The sequence below is a fragment of the uncultured Lutibacter sp. genome, from assembly GCF_947493565.1.
In the GTDB taxonomy this organism is placed as follows: domain Bacteria; phylum Bacteroidota; class Bacteroidia; order Flavobacteriales; family Flavobacteriaceae; genus Lutibacter; species Lutibacter aestuarii.
In genome coordinates this window covers 44,117-60,738 of record NZ_CANLRG010000013.1, presented here as the reverse complement: position 1 = coordinate 60,738, position 16,622 = coordinate 44,117, and the positions used below count along the sequence as shown (strand labels likewise).

Annotated in this window: 16 protein-coding genes; 1 reads left to right on the top strand and 15 read right to left on the bottom strand. The window is 28.9% G+C overall.

Annotation, left to right across the window (positions count from 1 at the left end):
• Nucleotides 1-205: 205 nt before the first annotated feature.
• The 14 genes from Q0714_RS13810 to Q0714_RS13745 all read right to left on the bottom strand — a co-directional run bounded on the left by Q0714_RS13810 (nt 206) and on the right by Q0714_RS13745 (nt 15,067).
• Nucleotides 206-787, bottom strand: a complete 582-nt coding sequence (locus Q0714_RS13810; protein ID WP_298266076.1) for an outer membrane protein — start codon at nt 785-787, stop codon at nt 206-208.
• A 158-nt stretch (nt 788-945) separates the two neighbouring features.
• The gene (locus Q0714_RS13805) at nt 946-3,009 is read right to left on the bottom strand and encodes a DUF262 domain-containing protein (RefSeq protein ID WP_298266074.1); all 2,064 of its coding nucleotides are present in this window, start codon (nt 3,007-3,009) and stop codon (nt 946-948) included.
• A 198-nt stretch (nt 3,010-3,207) separates the two neighbouring features.
• Nucleotides 3,208-3,561, bottom strand: a complete 354-nt coding sequence (locus Q0714_RS13800; RefSeq protein ID WP_298266072.1) for a PEGA domain-containing protein — start codon at nt 3,559-3,561, stop codon at nt 3,208-3,210.
• Nucleotides 3,562-3,643: 82 nt separating this feature from the next.
• Nucleotides 3,644-4,000, bottom strand: a complete 357-nt coding sequence (locus tag Q0714_RS13795; protein ID WP_298266070.1) for a DUF6567 family protein — start codon at nt 3,998-4,000, stop codon at nt 3,644-3,646.
• 391 nt (nt 4,001-4,391) lie between these two features.
• Nucleotides 4,392-5,054, bottom strand: coding sequence for a hypothetical protein (locus tag Q0714_RS13790; protein WP_298266068.1), 663 nt, complete (start codon nt 5,052-5,054; stop codon nt 4,392-4,394).
• 209 nt (nt 5,055-5,263) lie between these two features.
• A complete protein-coding gene (locus tag Q0714_RS13785) occupies nt 5,264-6,079 on the bottom strand; it encodes a carboxypeptidase-like regulatory domain-containing protein (RefSeq protein WP_298266066.1) in 816 nt (271 codons plus the stop codon).
• 705 nt (nt 6,080-6,784) lie between these two features.
• Nucleotides 6,785-7,882, bottom strand: coding sequence for an HNH endonuclease (locus tag Q0714_RS13780; protein ID WP_298266064.1), 1,098 nt, complete (start codon nt 7,880-7,882; stop codon nt 6,785-6,787).
• Nucleotides 7,875-9,368: a DNA (cytosine-5-)-methyltransferase gene (gene dcm / locus Q0714_RS13775; protein ID WP_298266062.1), complete on the bottom strand. Its 1,494-nt coding sequence runs from the start codon at nt 9,366-9,368 to the stop codon at nt 7,875-7,877. Before dcm ends, Q0714_RS13780 begins: the two co-directional genes overlap by 8 nt.
• 801 nt (nt 9,369-10,169) lie before the next feature.
• Complete coding sequence (locus Q0714_RS13770; protein WP_298266060.1) at nt 10,170-10,658, bottom strand: hypothetical protein; 489 nt, start codon at nt 10,656-10,658, stop codon at nt 10,170-10,172.
• 112 nt (nt 10,659-10,770) lie between these two features.
• Nucleotides 10,771-11,832 (bottom strand): AAA family ATPase, encoded by a 1,062-nt coding sequence (locus Q0714_RS13765; RefSeq protein WP_298266058.1) that lies wholly within the window; start codon nt 11,830-11,832, stop codon nt 10,771-10,773.
• Between the two features lie 4 nt (nt 11,833-11,836).
• Entirely contained in the window at nt 11,837-12,121 is a 285-nt protein-coding gene (locus tag Q0714_RS13760; RefSeq protein ID WP_298266056.1) for a helix-turn-helix domain-containing protein, read from the bottom strand.
• Nucleotides 12,122-12,219: 98 nt separating this feature from the next.
• Nucleotides 12,220-13,002, bottom strand: coding sequence for a hypothetical protein (locus Q0714_RS13755; RefSeq protein ID WP_298266054.1), 783 nt, complete (start codon nt 13,000-13,002; stop codon nt 12,220-12,222).
• A gap of 11 nt (nt 13,003-13,013) precedes the next feature.
• Nucleotides 13,014-14,246 carry a phage integrase SAM-like domain-containing protein gene (locus tag Q0714_RS13750; RefSeq protein WP_298266052.1) on the bottom strand — a complete coding sequence of 411 codons (1,233 nt, stop codon included), beginning with the start codon at nt 14,244-14,246 and terminating at the stop codon, nt 13,014-13,016.
• A 245-nt stretch (nt 14,247-14,491) separates the two neighbouring features.
• Nucleotides 14,492-15,067, bottom strand: coding sequence for a DUF502 domain-containing protein (locus Q0714_RS13745; protein ID WP_298266050.1), 576 nt, complete (start codon nt 15,065-15,067; stop codon nt 14,492-14,494).
• Between the two features lie 283 nt (nt 15,068-15,350).
• Between Q0714_RS13745 and Q0714_RS13740 the strand changes: the two genes are divergently transcribed.
• The gene (locus Q0714_RS13740; RefSeq protein WP_298266048.1) at nt 15,351-15,788 is read left to right on the top strand and encodes an Hsp20/alpha crystallin family protein; all 438 of its coding nucleotides are present in this window, start codon (nt 15,351-15,353) and stop codon (nt 15,786-15,788) included.
• A gap of 104 nt (nt 15,789-15,892) precedes the next feature.
• On the opposite strand, the gene Q0714_RS13735 is transcribed toward Q0714_RS13740, so the two are convergent.
• Complete coding sequence (locus Q0714_RS13735; RefSeq protein ID WP_298266046.1) at nt 15,893-16,615, bottom strand: peroxiredoxin; 723 nt, start codon at nt 16,613-16,615, stop codon at nt 15,893-15,895.
• Between the last annotated feature and the right edge of the window lie 7 nt (nt 16,616-16,622).

The window sequence follows — 16,622 nt, the reverse complement described above, 5'->3', positions numbered from 1 at the left end:
AAGAACTTAATTTTAATTTGTTAATCAACTTATTCATAACCAACTAAATCGTTTTGCCCTGTTGTGGTTAACGGTCTCGGCTATGAGTAGTTGCGTGGGTTAGTACTTAACTTAGCAAGTAAACACCAAACTGAAAATCCGAGAGGATTTTCAGAAGTAGGCGAGAACAAGCAATTACTTATAGCCATTGTTGTAAGTAGTTTTTTTATAGTCGGTATCCAAGTCCAATTTTTAAAATATTCACATTCGTATTGAATTTTATATCTGGAACATCATTATCAACTCCGAGTTTGACAAAGTCATATTGAACTTGAACAAAAAGTTTCTCAGTAATATCGTAAGCAAGTCCAAAATTAAAATTAAATCCGCTTTGAGTGTCGCTTGCATCTGAAACGTCAAATCCGTTATTGGTTCCAGAAGCATTAAAATCCATAATCGTATATCCTAATCCAACAGATGGATGAAATCTCTCTATTGATTCCAAATCCAATTCTGCGAATATTCTCGGTTGAATAACATAAGATGTTATTTTAAAATTTTGCAATCCATTATTTTCATTTACATTATTCGTTAAAACTCCTGCATTAAGTGAAACTCCAAGATTCACAGGATTAAGGTTTACAATTCGATAGTCAGCACCAATGTCAATTATTCCGTTATAATTTTCACCGATAAAATTGTTGTCAATCGGAATTGGATAATTTAATTCAAGACTGAATTTAGATTCTTGTGAAAATGATTTGATACTAAAAATCAATAGTAATGTCAATAATAATTTTTGTTTCATATTTTGTTGGTTTAAATTACTTACAACGGTCTAGTGTATGAGCAGTAGCGGATTAAAACCCACTAACTTTTCGGTTAAACACTTACCTTTATTAATATTCATTTCGTTTCAATTTAGCACTAAACCCGCTATTGCTTATACACATTGTTGGGCGTTCGTTATTCTTTTTCCGCATACTTTATTGTCAATTCATCTTCTGAATCAAATATCGTTAATGCGTGTTTTATCTTCTCAAATTTCCCAATATTGTCAATGTTTCCTTCAATGAAATAAGTATCGTTTATTGCAACTGCTTGTCTCGGATTTCCTTCTTTTGGGTTTTTGGTTAATGTTATTTTCTCAGCCAAGTCTGTTGTGAAAAATGTCTCTGGCTGTAAGTCAAAAAGTTGCTTAAATACTTCTACATACAATTTAGCGACTTGATTAACTTCTATTTTTTGGTCGAAGAAGATAGCATACTCTAATTTTTTATGCTTTGGGTCTTCTGCTTCAAAGATATTTACTTCATTATTTTCGTCTCTTTCTTCTAATTCGATTTCTGGCATTTGCCAAATTTTCAAAAATCGTTCTGCAAGAAGGTCAAAGCGTCTTTCTATTTCTGCTTTATCCCATTTGTCTGCAATCGACAAATATTTATTAAGCCACAAGCGACTGTCTTTATAACCTGCATTTTCTAAATCTCTTTTAAACACAAATGGTTTGTTTCCAAGTTTTCCATTGTTACCTGACAATGTCAAATTACCAATTGTGTTCAAATAGGTTTCTTTGATTAAGTTGTATTCATCTGCTCCTAAATCCACTTTCCATTTCGGGTCAGGGTTTTGCGGAAAAATATGTTCTATGGTTATATCTGCGTTTCCTTCAATTATTACTGGTTCGTTATTTTCAAAATTCTCAAGTCGTTCAAGTAGGTAAGTTCTGTTTTTGGATTTTATGTTGTAAACATCTTTTAGTTTCAGGCTTTCAACAACTTCTTTGTTTTTTGGAAAACGTTGTGAACCTGGTCTTTTTAGTAACCATTTTTGCAAAGACAATAAATAATCGTTTTTATCCACTTTTTCGTAAAGTGTCATAAATATTTTATTCAGTGCGTTTGTTGGCAAACCAACAATAAATCTTCTCCAAGCAAAGGATTGTATGAAATCCAAAACTTTTATAAATGTTGCTTTATCAATTACGTTTTCTGAATAGTCTTCATAAACTTTCATTAAAAACGGATAAGCCACATTTATTTCAAGTCTATTTATGTATTCAAGTTGTAATCTTATGTCTTTGTCTGTCTCGTTCTTTGGATTCAGTAGTTTATTATAGAACTTAACAAGCGATTTTATTGGTGAAAGATTTGTTTCTAATTCTTGTAAGTCAGTTGTTGGAAACTTTGCTTTAAACTCCAAATAAACTTTGCTTTTGTTCGGGATTTTATTGTTTACTAGTGTCAAATAATCTCTAATAAAATCAGAAACTTTGCTTGTATTCAGGGTTTCATCTTTTGCGAGTTTCTCAATGATTTCCCAATAGTTGTTATAAATCTTGTTTTGGTCTCTGCGATTGAGACCCATTAAAATATAGTTTCTAATTAAGTCCGCTTGTGATAATTCAAGACCTGTTGAGTTTAAACTTTCAAAAATTCTTTGAGGGTCGTCTTTTTCTCTATCAAGCGAAATTTCTACAAACATCAGTTTTGAAAGTCCTTTCAATACGAACTCAAAATTTTCTTCAGTTATCCTGCTTTTAAAGTAGTTGAAGTTGTCAATTACTTTTGAGAATTCGCTAAACTCTTCATCCTTATCGCTTCTTAAAAGGTATTTAATTGCTTTGTCGTTATTTTCAGTTGGTCGAAGTTTTAATTTTTCTTCTTCTGGTGCAAACTTGTTTGTGAGATATGTTTCTGAAATTTCTGCTTCAAGTCCTTTATCTCCAATTTCAATTGCCAAACGATAAAGAGCCAAATAAATTAATGTCAAAGTAGTCAATCTTTGCTGACCGTCAATTACAGTCAGTTCTTTTATTCGTGAAGAAGTATAAACATCATCGTGAACATAAACTACACTACCAATAAAGTGTGCATTCATTTTGCTACTTGTTCCGACTTCCAAAATGTCGTCTAAAAGTTGTTTACATTGACTTGTTGACCAATCATAATTTCTTTGGTAAACTGGAATTACAAATTGAGTCTTATTTGAAGATAAAAAGTCTTCTACTTTCGTTTCGTTTGCTTTCATTTATTCAATTCTGTTCAATGTTTGTTCGGGTTTTCTTTAATGACGCCCAACGGTTTTTGGTATGTTTTGTTGAGTGATTTAGCTATAAATTTAGTAAATAATTACTGACCAAGAAAATCCGATAGGGTTTTCGTAAGTGTGCTAGAACCAAACAATAAAATATACCAGTTGTTGTGGGTAGTTTTTTGTCAGAGTTATTTAATCTTTTATTGGATTTAATTCGTAAAGTCTACTTTTTTTATATTTCATTACCCATAAAAAAGGGACTAGAAAAAAAAATCCTCCAATCATTGCTCCAACATTTACTTCCTCATCTTTTGTAAATGTAGTATTGTATGTCTCGTAACCTTCACTTTCAATTCTTACTGTATTTGAACTTCCAACTATTTTTGAATCTCTATATTTGAATGGAGTTTTACCAACTAATTCTCCATTTACATAAAGTTTAGAGTCACTTGGAATTGAGCTAATTAATGTTGTGCTTGAACAACTAGAAACTAATATTGTTAGACTTAAAATCAGAGAAATAAATTGCAATATTTTATTTTTCATATCTATTATATTTAAATTTAGAAAGTGAGTTTTATAAGATACTAAAGTATCTTATAAAACTCACTTTCTTTAAGATGTAGTTTTATTTGAATTCAACTATATCTGCGCTAACATAACATTTTACAGTATTTACAATACCTAAAAAGCTTGAATATTTAAAATCAACACTCAAATTTGCAATAGCTTGGTTGTTTTGTAGAGAATTATTCTCTAACATTTTTGCTTTAGCTTCATTTACAATTGCTTCTCTTTTCATTCCTCCAAAACCTAGAACATAGGTTGCTTGAGACATTCCTTGAACATTTTTTTTGGCGTAAGTAAAATTATTTGAGCTCAAAGCAGCTGAATCTGACATTATTCCAGATAAACCTGCTGCACAACTTGAAAATAAAAGTACAGTTGACAAAATAAACATTGATTTTAAGATAATTTTTTTCATAATTAAATTTTTGATATTAATATCCTACTCTTTAGGTTTTTCGGTTTCACCTCGTTTATTATAGTGGTTTCTGAACTCCACTTAAGGTTAAATTAAATCATTCATTAAACGTATAATGATGCTTAAATTTTTAAATTATTTATAGGATTGCTTTTCAAATTTTATTGAAGAATTTGATCATAGCATTTTAAATTCTTAAATCTTTTATCAAATCTTTACAAATAACTTAAGAAAAAAGTTAATATATATTGATTTTTATCATCTTTTCATAAATTACCCACAACGATTTTTTATAAGATTTGTGCGTTTGGAAAATCGGAGATTTTTCTGACGTAGCAAATCGTTTGTTGAATGTTTGTCGTTTGTATTAGTTCAAATTTAAGCATAAATTTTATGAGGTGTTACCCAACGTTTTTTTATTCAGAACTATTTCAGCTGCTTTAACTGCCTCAATCTGATAATGTTTCTTATTATCTAAAATATCTTTCAATTGTTTTTCTGATTTATTATCATATTGTTCAACAAATTTTTCAATCAAACTTTTTTCTCGAACTCTTTTTAATTCGGCAGTTTTATAAGTGTCGGATTTGTCAATGTATTGATAAAATCTAAATCGATATTTAGTGTTTTTAATTATTGGATTTTCTAATAAAAAATCGTGTAATAGATTTGTCAAATAATATCTATCTCCATTTTTGAATTTCAAATCCCAATAACCTAAATTAGAAATTGTCATTGGTATTCTCATTCCTTTGTCAATAGCGTTTTTATAATAAATTCCTAAATTATAAGTGGATTTTTCTATTTGGTTAATTTCATATTCTTTTATAATCCCATTTTTCACGATTTTTATAATTCCATTATTTGTATCAATCTGAAATTCTGTGTTTTTATTCTCAAAGTAATAATTGAGGTATAAAATAAAAGCAGGAATATTCATAACTGCAACTACTCCAATAAAAATAATAATCAATAATGAGTCTGACTCATAAATTTTTCCATTTTTAAATCCAACATATAGAGGACCAAAAATTATCAACAATATTAAAACCAATAGATTTTCTTTTAATATCGATTTCAGTTGTTTATTATTTCGTCTGTAAGTTTTCAATTCCTATGTTGGGTAACGGTTTGGACATGAAAAGTTGCGGATTTGAAACCACAATTTTCCGATGTTTAAAATTAGTATTTTTATTTATTGTAAATATCATACTTTTTCGAATTAAGCAATTTTTTATGTGCGTTGTTATGCGTAGACTTTTCTCAATATTCAATTTCAACATTTATCGTTGAAGCTCCTTGTAATTTATTCCATTTTCCTTGACTACTTCTCCGTGAGAATCCTTTTCCTTTAGTCAAAATTGCTCCAATATAAACATCTTGAGATTTTTCAAAATTTGGCATAAACTCAACTCCAATAAAAAAATCTTCGTCAAGATAAATGGAATCGTGAGTTAAATCAATTTGAAGCCAACCAGTTTCTATCTTTTTTTTCTGAATTATATTTTGAAAAATTATTCTATCTCCAGGCTCATCATTCTTGTTTTTATAGAAATTTATTCTCACAAATGTACTGTCTGATTCAAATCCTTTTCTTAGATAAATATTCACAAATTTTACTCTTACGGATTTATTAGGGATATTTATTCTTTGAGCATTTTCAATAATATCATTATTCTTAGAAATTCCACCAAGCCAAAGTAGAGGGTTATATGTTTTAACACCAATCTTTCTTGAACTTTTTTTTCTATTTGTTACAATTATTTCTGAGAGTTCATTTGTTCTCGGATCTAACAGAACAATTTGATTTTTAATTGCTAAAACAGGAATTTTAACAGACTGGTAATTTATGTGACTAATTGTAATACTGTCTTTAATATATTCTTTAGAAGTATTAAAATTAAATTTTCCTTGTAAATCAGATACAGTTCCTAAATTCTTATTTAGGATTCCAATATTTACAAATTCAATCGGTTTTTTTGTTTCGGAATCGATGATTTGACCACTCATTTTAATTTCTTGTGAGTATCCTAGAAAGTTGATTAAAAGAAGAGACATTAATGGCAAAATATTTTTCATACAATTTTTTAATTATTATTTATCTGTCAATAGTAATAAAATGTGAGTTTAAAAAAGTTAAAATATATATAATTGGGAATAATTTAAGTTTTATCAGGTTGGTTTTTTCCGTTTACGCATAACGTGGTTGTATAAAAAGAGTTGCGTTTTTGTGCACGAGGAATTTCCAACGGAAATTCAGAAGTGTGCAAAAATGCAACAACTTTGATGAAGCACAATTTAGCAATTTTTTTTATGCGGTGTTAGCAAATGTTTTTTTTATTCTCCTTTGTTCATTAATTAAATTCCTAAATTCAGCTTTTGAGTAAGAATTCCGCAATTTATATTTTTCATTTTCTACTCAAAACCTCATACTTGCTAAATTTCACGATTGATTGGAAATTCCGCAATTTTGGTTTTTCGAGTTTAAGTAAATTCTCACGTTTTCTAATTTCACATTTGAGAAAATTCCCACGCAAAATTTCACGAGCGAGAGAGTGTTCAGCATTTTGAAATTCCTTTTTTGTGATAAAAATCTATTAGTTTTAATTCGCTATTTTTCTAGGTTTGAGTGAGGACAATATTTGCTAACGGTTTGGTGTATGAGTAGTAGCGGATTTCTACTCACGAAACTTTCGGTTTTGCACTGACCTTTGTTTTATGTTTATACTTTAATTTTATCACTTAAACCGCTATTACTTATACACATTGTTGGGCACAGTGTTTTTATATCAAATCGTTAATGTCATCTTGAAATACATTTTGCCTATGATATTCCAAGTAATCCTCTCGTTTTTCGGGATAAATTCTCATAACATTCTTTGCGTTTGGGTTTATGTTTAGCCTTTCCCAAGTGTAAGCTGTTAATTGAGTTCCACAAATTAATTGTCCATTGTCTGTAAAAGTGATATAGCCTTGGTCAAATAGCTTATCATAAGTTGGCGATAATGCTAAACCATTATAATAGTCAATTGCCTCACTTACTTTATCTTCATTGATACAAGCTCTATAAGGCTTTATATGACTTGCAATTAAAAGTCTTTCGTCTGAAATTTTTGTAAACGGACATTGTGGCATATGTTCAATTACTTTCTTTCTGTATTGTTGTTGACCTTCTCTTGAAGGTGTCTTTTTTGTAACTCGCTGTGCTTTTTCTTTAACAACAATTTCAGTCGTTGAAGTTGATAATTTTGGGTGAACAATAGACCTAAATTGATAGTCTAAAAGAATCCTAAAATAGTAAAGTGGTGTTATATTTTGTTCTTGACCATTTACTGGAATTAGTTTTAAGATTGATAAATAGCTAATTTTTGGCAAAACTAATTTTCGCCAAATGTCCCAAATATCGCTATCAGACCGAATGTAACCTCTGTTTAATTTGTTGCTAACAAAATCTGAAACATCATAAATTGAAAAGAAAATTTTATCACTTTCCAAGTTATTCACTTTTTCAACGTGTTCATTGTAAAATTCTGCTATATCAAATTTGTAAACTTGTTCTTGTTTCTGATATTCTATACGAGCATCATAAAGATATTTTAATAAATTGGATTTACTGAAAAAGCATTTTTCTTGAATTTGAGTATAAACTCGTTTGCCGTTTTCTTTTCCTTTTCCCCAATCATTATATTCAAAAAAATCGCTTAATCTTTCTCCGCTCAAACCTGTGTAACTACCTACATATTTTCTTGATTCTCCATTACCCTTGAACATTGTCAATTTATTCTTTCTGAATATAAAACTGTCTTCTGCTCTTAAATTCTGAATCGAGTCAATTATAAAATACTCGTTTCCGTCTATTTTTATTTTTTGAAAATTATTCATTGATTGGGTCTGCAAATTTTGTAATATCCATTTGTTTTAAAATAGCAATTAGTACATCAACTACGATACTATTTCCTGCTTGTCGATACATTTGTGTATCACTAACGATTTGTTTAAAATCGTCTCTAAAGCCCATTAAACGCAAGCACTCTTTAGGTGTTAATTTTCGTATTCTACCTTTGTTATGAGTAACATAATTATCAACTCCAGCTCTATGCATTTTGTGCATTGATTGAAGTAGAGGACGAGCTACTTCTAAATCGGTTTTAATTCTCGTTTTAAAGTTTTTTGTACCTTCTGAAAGCACATATTTTTTAACCTTATCCGATAAATAATACTTTTCTTCAACTGCGTTTACGTCAAAAATAAATTCGTCAAATTCTTGTTCGTTTTGGTTTTCATAAACGAAATCTCCGTGCCAATTAAATTGCTGATTTGCTTTTTGACAAAGTGCAATTTCGCCATTAATTTGAGTGTAACGCTTTTTACGATTTTTTGTGCTTGTAACGAATTTTACACCTTTTTCTTTTAGATAATACTTGCTATCGGTGTAATCTTCAAGAAAATCTTGCATTTTGTGTTCTAATTGAATTGGCTCTGGAAATTCAAAATCTATTGATTTGTCTTTAAATCCAATTACAAAAATGCGTTCTCTGTGTTGTGGCATTCCGTAATCTTTTGCGTTTAAAACTTGGTAAAAATAACGATAACCAAGTTCGTCAAACGTTGCTTTGATTGTTTCAAACGTATTTCCTTTGTCGTGGTTGATTAAGCCTTTTACATTTTCAAAAATGAACACTTTTGGTTGACTTTCTTTTACGATTCTTGCAAATTCATAGAAAAGCGTACCTCTTGTATCTTTTAATCCTTTTCGTTTTCCAACCATTGAAAATGATTGACAAGGACTTCCTCCAACTAAAATGTCAATTTCTCCTTTGTATTTTTTACCGTTTACGTCTTTTACGTCATTGTACCAACGTGATTCGTCTATGTCGTAATTTTCAAAATAGCTTTGCTTTGCAAACTTGTCAATATCGCTTGCAAAGACAATTTCAGTATTTAAGTTTAAGCGTTTAAAAGCATATTCTATTGCTCCAATTCCAGAAAACAAGGTTGCAACTTTTGTTGTTCGATTCGGAAATTCAAATTCTTTTTCAGTCCACTTTTTTTGAAATGAAAGTCTAATTTGATTAGAAATATAGAGTTCTAATTGTTCATTTACAATATTTAAAACGTCTTTGTAGTCTGAATAATCTTTAAGTTGTTGAATTACTTTTGTTGAGTGATAATGATTAAGTAATTCTTTATATTCTGTTTCGAGGATTTCAGCCAAATTCGGCATTAATTCACTAGATAAAGTTCTTTCTTCTCGTTCAATTTTTCCGTAAGTAGAAGTGTCAATATCTAAATGTGAAGCAACTTTCCTCATAGGAAATCCTAATTCCGTTCTTCGCTGCTTTATATATTCTCCAAAAGTTGTTACCATATTTTTCGACAAATAATTTAGGACAAATTTAGTCCAAAAATATGGAACAATCTAATTTTAACGAATTTTGTTCACATTGTGCCCAACTTGTTATATTCAAACAAATATAACTGTTTTTAGGTTAATAATTTCCGGATAAACGTATGTTTGTATTTTGTTTATTGGATTTCAAATTATTAAAAAATTACTTGTTTTAACAACTTTTCCTTTTATAAAATAGTAGTGTTTAAAAAAGCAATTTTTTAACTATTTTAAAATTAAGAAAAATATTAATATGAAAGTTTAGAATTATTTTAAATTAAGAAAGATAATGTTATGTCTATCTAAAGTACATTACATGTCTTCAAACTAATTTGGATTTTTCTATAGAGAGTATTTAGTTAATTATTAATTCAAATTATTTTCAGAATTATAATTACTTTTTATACACTCCTAATAGAAAAGATGTAAAATTGTGTTATATATATAGCACCTCTTTCTCTTTAGTAAATTTAATTATAATTTTAAAAGTTAATTTTTTTAATTGTTCATTATTTTCAGCAACTAGTTGGAATAAGCTCCAGAGAAGCTGTTAATGCTATATTATTACTATATACCTAAAACATCAAAAACTGTAAAATATAATGAAAATGGTTTTATTTGGATACCCCTGGTTTCTCATTTATTAAGTGAATTTTACATTTTAACTTAAAAAGTTAGAATTAAACAATCCTTTGCACAATATTTTTATGCTATCCCTGGAGAACTTAATAATAATCAAAATCTGCATTAATCCTCCTTCAGATAGAATTTTTATAAAAATTAATAATTTCGTTTCTCAGGTGGTACATATGGCATATGTAATAATTTGAACAAATCTTCTTCTTCACCAACAGCTATTCGTTCTCCATCTCTGAAAAGATAGCCACCTTCACTATTATATCCCATTGAACGCCATCTTGAGGCTAGTTCTAAATGTGAATAGGATGCACTACCTGTTCTTAATGCAAAAATGTTACCCCAATTATCACGCTCAGCAAAAAATAAATCGAGTTTAATTCCTTCAGGTAATATTCGCTGAGTATATTTACAAGGCAATTCACCTTTAACTTTTTCCCATTTCTTCACAACTGTTGCTATGCCACTTTCAAATAATCCCACATCGTAGGGTTTTGGTATTGCAACTATTTCAATGTCTCCAACATTAGGTTTTTTACGTCTAATGCTTCCTGCTATTTCTATACGCTCGCAATGTGGAGCTAATTGTTTTTTAATTTTTTCTGCAATTATGATTGCTTTTTCGTATTTCATAATTCTTATATTTTTAATATTTTTCACTTAAATTATTAGTTTAAACCTATCGTCTGTCGGTTTAGTTTATGCGTGTATATATACACGCTAAACTAAACCGATAAACCTAAACCTAAGGTGGATCCATTGAAGATGAAAGTGTGTACTCTCCTTTTGGTGTTTTTTGATTAATCCAGCCATATTTTTTACATTCTGTAATAAAATATTTGGCTTGATTATCACCTACTAGCTTTTTAAAAAGCTTGCTAAATGAACCTTTTATTTGTTTTACAAGTGCACTATAAGTAAAACTGTTTTTATTGCTAAAAACCTCTTTTAGTAGCTTTTTCTTGGCTTCATCCTGCAAATGAACTAGCTTTATTTTACTACTCCTGTTTACTGTTTTTTCAACAAAATTATCTACAGCACTCGGTAGTCCATCAATTATTGTAAACGCAAATGGTTCAGGCTCTATATCCCTGGAATATTCAGGTTTAACAATTGAAATGTCTTCATTTTCTTTTTGCTTTGTAACAGAAATTACTAGTTCAGCTTTGTGGATTAATTCTGAGCCTAAATGCCCTCTAGCATAGTCATTACCTTTGTTTTGATGCAATACGACAATAATATGTATGTTTCGCTCTTCCGACCATTTTAACAACTTACTTGAAATATTAGTAGCTTGCTCTTCGTCATTTATAGATGTTACTAGATCTCTAATTCCATCAATAACAACCAATCCTATGTTGTCGTTTTCATATATTACTGCTTCTATAACTTTTAACCGTTCACTAGGATTTAATGCACGTAAATGGTAAACATGTAGATTTTTCGATTTATCTTTTTTGGCTAGACTGCAAATGCGGTGTTGAGCTTTTTGTACGTGATGCTTACCTTGTTCTGTATCGAAATATACTACGTTACTTTGTTCTTTTGGTAATTCACCTTTGTATCTGCCAAATATTAAATCGTTATTTATTGCAGCTGAAACTAATATACCTGTGTAAAAAGTTTTTCTACTTTTAGCTTTACCAATTACAACACTGAAGTTGCCTAAAGTACCTGTAGTTGTAAAGCCATCAGATTTCAAGTTTTCTTGCTTTAATGCAATTTGAGGCTTAGCAAATTCTTCATCTTGGCTAATTCTCAGTTTTTCTGCTAGTTCCAGATATTTGTTTTTAATAGATGTGTCCATAGCCTTATTTTTTTAATAAGGTTAGACATTCCAACAACTCACTACGCTTATAATAGCGTCTTGCACCTATGCCATAAGCTTTTACCTTGCCTTTTTTTGTCCAACTCCAAAGTGTGGAACTATCGATTTTAAGAAACTTACACGCTGCATCCCTGGTGAGCAGTTCCTCAGTAAATTTTTTGGATTGTAGCTCCTTGTGAAGTTCAGCTACATTTTTCTTTACTGTTGAGCCTATTAGTTCTTTTAGTTCTTCAACTGTAAGCTCTTGAAGTATAATACTGTTTTTCATGACCTATATTCTTTAAATTCTTAGGTCAAAAATATTTCTATATGTTTGGTACTCTTTGTGGTACTGGTACTATGTCAGTACTAAATATTGCATAGGTTTTATTCAAGTGGTAAACGCTTAGTAAAATAAGGTATTACAGGAATATTTTGCTCTTTGCAATGAGATATTATTTTTAACATTTTATCACGATTGTTGAAAATGTTTTTATTTCCATTTGAATTATTTGAACTGTAATCGTTCAAAGTTGCTAAAATAATCTTATTATATTTATTATCACCTAATTCCTCAGCAACTCTAGGTGCTGTATAAGTATTCTTTAAACTTATTTCACCTTTAGTATTGATTATATAATATTTACCTAATTTACCTGATGCCAACAATACTCCAACCTCAAACCAAACTTCGTTTTTGTATGACTTTTCTTTGCCATTTTCAAGTAAATCATCAATAAAAGCAATCATTTTATATTTTTCAATCATGGCAGCATGGCAATAGAAGTCCATTTGAATATTTGTACAAAGCTTTTTCTTCTTATAATCCAAAACTGGATCTTTAACATCAGTATCTAATAGCATTTGAACTTCTTCATTATCTATAAATGGGAATTTAGATTCTTCTAATTGATATTTTTTAATCCATTTTTCCAGAAACTTATTGTCATTTTGATAAACAACTTTTTCAGAAGCCTGTTTCCTTACATATTTTAAATAATTCTTTTTATCTGTTGTAGTCAACGATAAGTTTTCTAAAATTTCATCATGTAATTCCAGCGAAACCTCGAGAAACCACTCATTGTATAAAGAAAAAAATGTGAGTGAACGAATAATTTCATATGTATTGAGTCTTTCAATAAATCCATTTAAAAAGTTATATTTAATCATTATGTCTAAATTTAAAAATATTTAGTTAATTCCATAGCAATATCCTTATTGCTTTTACCAATGTAGGTTAAAAACATTTTCTCAGTAGTATGACCGGTCATATGCATTAAAAATGATGTTGGAATTTTACCATAATTATTTGTTGCAAATGAACGCCTTCCAATATGAGAAGTTACCAATTCCCACTTAGGATACTTCTTTGTTTCCTTTTGTTTAGATTCACGATTAAACTTAGTACCTAACGTTAAAACTTTAATTTTTGCTTTCTCGCAAACTTTTTTAATATGCTCGTTATATCGTTGGTCTGAAATCTTTTTTGGGAATTCACCATCATAATTTTCTAGTATTCTCATTATTTTTTTGTGTAACGGTATAGTCATTACTTTCCCGGTTTTAACCTGAGTAAACTCTAATAATGGCTTTAATTTTCCTTTTTTGTTTTCTTCATATCTAATCATAGATTTTTTAAAACGCATAAAATCAGACACTCTTTGACCACAATAACAGCTAATTAACAACCAATCTTTAGCATTTTTTAATCCATCTGTTAATTCATCAACTTTTAATTTTTCTATTTTCTTAATCTCAGCTTCAGATAAGTATATATGATCTACTTTATAATATTTTGTTTTTAAACTATCAAGTTGTGGATGAGTCTCTATTCCGTTTGATTTTGCATGCTTACAAAATGATTTTATATATCTAATATTTTTTGCTGTGGTGTTTTTAGCATATCCTTCATTTAAGCAATATTTTTCAAAACTTCGTTTGAAATCATTATTAATATCATTTATCAATAGGCTACTACCAATATGTTTTTCATAGCGTATCAGCAATTGTTTAATGACATTACATTTAACTATTGTAGCTTTAGCAACATCATTTTTTTTAAAATCAATATATGTATCAATATATTCAACTAATCTATCAGAAAATTTCTCTTCTTCTTTTGGTGGATTAATAAAATCTTTTAACCACTGTGAGTTTATAGTATCATTACCCTTTGCCTTATTGTATTCCATCAACAGATTGCTTTTCAATGCCAACAAATCGGTTTCTAGATTAGCGTATTTAATATCTTTTAATAACTTTTTCAATGGTCTTTGCCTGGATTTATCCCAATCAATGGGATTTATATGGTAGTTAGTTTTTGCTTTAATATCAAGAATTTTTCCATCACGTAATCTTATATAGATAGTTGCCGGATCTTTTTTGCTTTGAATAAGTAAATTAATAGTTGCCATAAATTTAAGTTACAATACAAAATTACAATAGTTAGTCCATATTTAGCCCACCTTTTCACAAAAATATCAAAACTTATCAAATAACACACGAACTGAAGAGCTATTTAAAACACCTATTATCATTGCAGTAGATGAGTATTATACAGTGAATACAATATAATAGTCACAGTATATATTTGAATATATTGCGGAGCCTCTTTTTCCTCCGAAAAAGCATAACATAAAATGTAAGGATTTTTCTATATTTAATCTTTATCCCAACCTGTTAAACCTGCAGATACTATAAATTTCATCACTTGACTTGAGTTTATATTTACAGGCTTTATATGTTCTTTTGGAACTATAAATAATTCACCTGAAAAATTGTACGAATGAGGGAAATAAACTGCCACTTTATCCAATTCATCTAACACTTCAAGATTTTCTTCTGTTATAAATCCAAGTTTTTCTAAATTAGAAACCATATTTACTTTTACCAATACTGGCTGGCTAAACTTTTTTTCTTTTCCAACAAAAGCCGAAAACAGATCATTTAATGCTGTATAAACAAATTTTAATAAAGGAATTCGTTCAATTACTTTTCTAAAAATTGTTTTCAAAGGTTGAGCAATAATAGTTCTTCCTAAAAAGCCTACAAAAATTAAAAAAATTAAAAGTGATAACACTCCAAGTCCAGGGATTTCAATATCAAAAAATTTAGTTATTAATTTTTGAGAAATACTATCCATAAACATAAAAACAGTATAAATAATATATGCTGTTATTCCTAAAGGTGCAATGTACAATACCCCTTGTAATAAATAATTAATAATTTTCTTCATAATTAATATTCTTATTTACTCTTCACAACACAAGTCTCTTTTGAGTAGTTAATTATTTTTACTTTATAAAAATTAAAGGTACAAACAAAATAAGTTGATAATTATCAAAATAGTAGTTTTTTTTATAAAATATTTATCAATACAACCCTATAAAACCGGCTATTTATAAGGTTTTTTGTGATAATTGATGATTTTTAATATCAAATTGATAGAGATCATTTTAAAAACTCTTTTTTGAAGTTAATTTTGATTACATAAAATGTTTAATTAAAAACTCTAAATTATGTCACTAATTAATTTTAAAAAAAGAGGCCCTTGGAGCAATTTAATTACTTCAGATTTTTTTGATACTGACGATTTTTTTAACGATCGATTTTGGTTAAAAAAAGTTGGTGAACCAGCTTTAAATATTAAAGAAAAAGAAAATGAGTACGAAATTGAATTAGCAGCTCCTGGCTTTGAGAAAAAAGACTTTGAAGTTTCTATTGATGACGGATGTTTAAATATTTCCGCTAAAAAATCAGAATCTAAAGAAGAAAAGGATGTTAACTACACTAGAAAAGAGTTCAGTTATAATTCTTTTGAAAGATCACTTGAACTGCCTAATACTATTATTGACGAAAAAGTGAAAGCAACGTATAAAAATGGTATTCTAAAATTTACACTTGCTAAAAAAGAAGAAGTTAAAAAACACAAACCAAAAATGATTGAAATATCATAGTTATTTTAAAGTACTATTTCATTTATTAAAGTTCCATTTCTCTAAGTTAAACAATTTAGAGAAATGGAACTTTATTTAAAATACTAATGCAACCTCATCAAAAACTAGTTCTTCAAAATTGCATTTAATATTTTATCTTTATCTAGCTTTTTGGTACAAAAAAACCAATCTTCACAGGTTAAACCTTCTTCCTTACCTTCCATCCTATTTTCTGCAACGCCACAATTTCCTGCTGGTGATACTATTACATCATCTCCAGGATTCCAATCTGCGGGAGTTGCAACTGAAAACTCATCTGATGTTTGCATTGCTATTAAAGCTCTATAAATTTCATCAAAATTTCTACCTAAGCTTAATGGGTAATAAATAATGGCTCTTATAATTCCTTTTGGATCAATAAAAAATACAGCTCTTACAGCCTGTGTTTTACTTTCTCCTGGTTGAATCATTCCATATTTTTTGGCAACTTCCATAGTTATATCCTCTATTAATGGAAATTTAACCTCCATATTCTGCATATCTTTGTACTTAATTTTATCTTTTATGGTTCTTAACCAAGCAATATGACTATACAACCCATCAATTGATAAACCAACTAGCTTACAATTCGCTTTATTAAATTTATCATCTAATTTTGCAAAAGTCATAAACTCTGAGGTACAAACTGGAGTAAAGTCTGCTGGATGACTAAATAATATTACCCATTTTCCTTTATAATCTTCTGGAAAATTTATAGTTCCTTGTGTGGTTACTGCATTAAAGTTAGGTGCTTTATCTCCTATACGTGGCATTGCAGTTATTTGCTCTTGTACTTGTGGTGTTTCCATAGTTATT

Bases quoted from the DNA above. Each gene is read 5' to 3' on its own strand.
- Q0714_RS13810 (WP_298266076.1), bottom strand. From the start codon at position 787: ATGAAACAAAAATTATTATTGACATTACTATTGATTTTTAGTATCAAA.
- Q0714_RS13805 (WP_298266074.1), bottom strand. From the start codon at position 3,009: ATGAAAGCAAACGAAACGAAAGTAGAAGACTTTTTATCTTCAAATAAG.
- Q0714_RS13800 (WP_298266072.1), bottom strand. From the start codon at position 3,561: ATGAAAAATAAAATATTGCAATTTATTTCTCTGATTTTAAGTCTAACA.
- Q0714_RS13795 (WP_298266070.1), bottom strand. From the start codon at position 4,000: ATGAAAAAAATTATCTTAAAATCAATGTTTATTTTGTCAACTGTACTT.
- Q0714_RS13785 (WP_298266066.1), bottom strand. From the start codon at position 6,079: ATGAAAAATATTTTGCCATTAATGTCTCTTCTTTTAATCAACTTTCTA.
- Q0714_RS13780 (WP_298266064.1), bottom strand. From the start codon at position 7,882: ATGAATAATTTTCAAAAAATAAAAATAGACGGAAACGAGTATTTTATA.
- dcm (WP_298266062.1), bottom strand. From the start codon at position 9,368: ATGGTAACAACTTTTGGAGAATATATAAAGCAGCGAAGAACGGAATTA.
- Q0714_RS13770 (WP_298266060.1), bottom strand. From the start codon at position 10,658: ATGAAATACGAAAAAGCAATCATAATTGCAGAAAAAATTAAAAAACAA.
- Q0714_RS13765 (WP_298266058.1), bottom strand. From the start codon at position 11,832: ATGGACACATCTATTAAAAACAAATATCTGGAACTAGCAGAAAAACTG.
- Q0714_RS13760 (WP_298266056.1), bottom strand. From the start codon at position 12,121: ATGAAAAACAGTATTATACTTCAAGAGCTTACAGTTGAAGAACTAAAA.
- Q0714_RS13755 (WP_298266054.1), bottom strand. From the start codon at position 13,002: ATGATTAAATATAACTTTTTAAATGGATTTATTGAAAGACTCAATACA.
- Q0714_RS13750 (WP_298266052.1), bottom strand. From the start codon at position 14,246: ATGGCAACTATTAATTTACTTATTCAAAGCAAAAAAGATCCGGCAACT.
- Q0714_RS13745 (WP_298266050.1), bottom strand. From the start codon at position 15,067: ATGAAGAAAATTATTAATTATTTATTACAAGGGGTATTGTACATTGCA.
- Q0714_RS13740 (WP_298266048.1), top strand. From the start codon at position 15,351: ATGTCACTAATTAATTTTAAAAAAAGAGGCCCTTGGAGCAATTTAATT.
- Q0714_RS13735 (WP_298266046.1), bottom strand. From the start codon at position 16,615: ATGGAAACACCACAAGTACAAGAGCAAATAACTGCAATGCCACGTATA.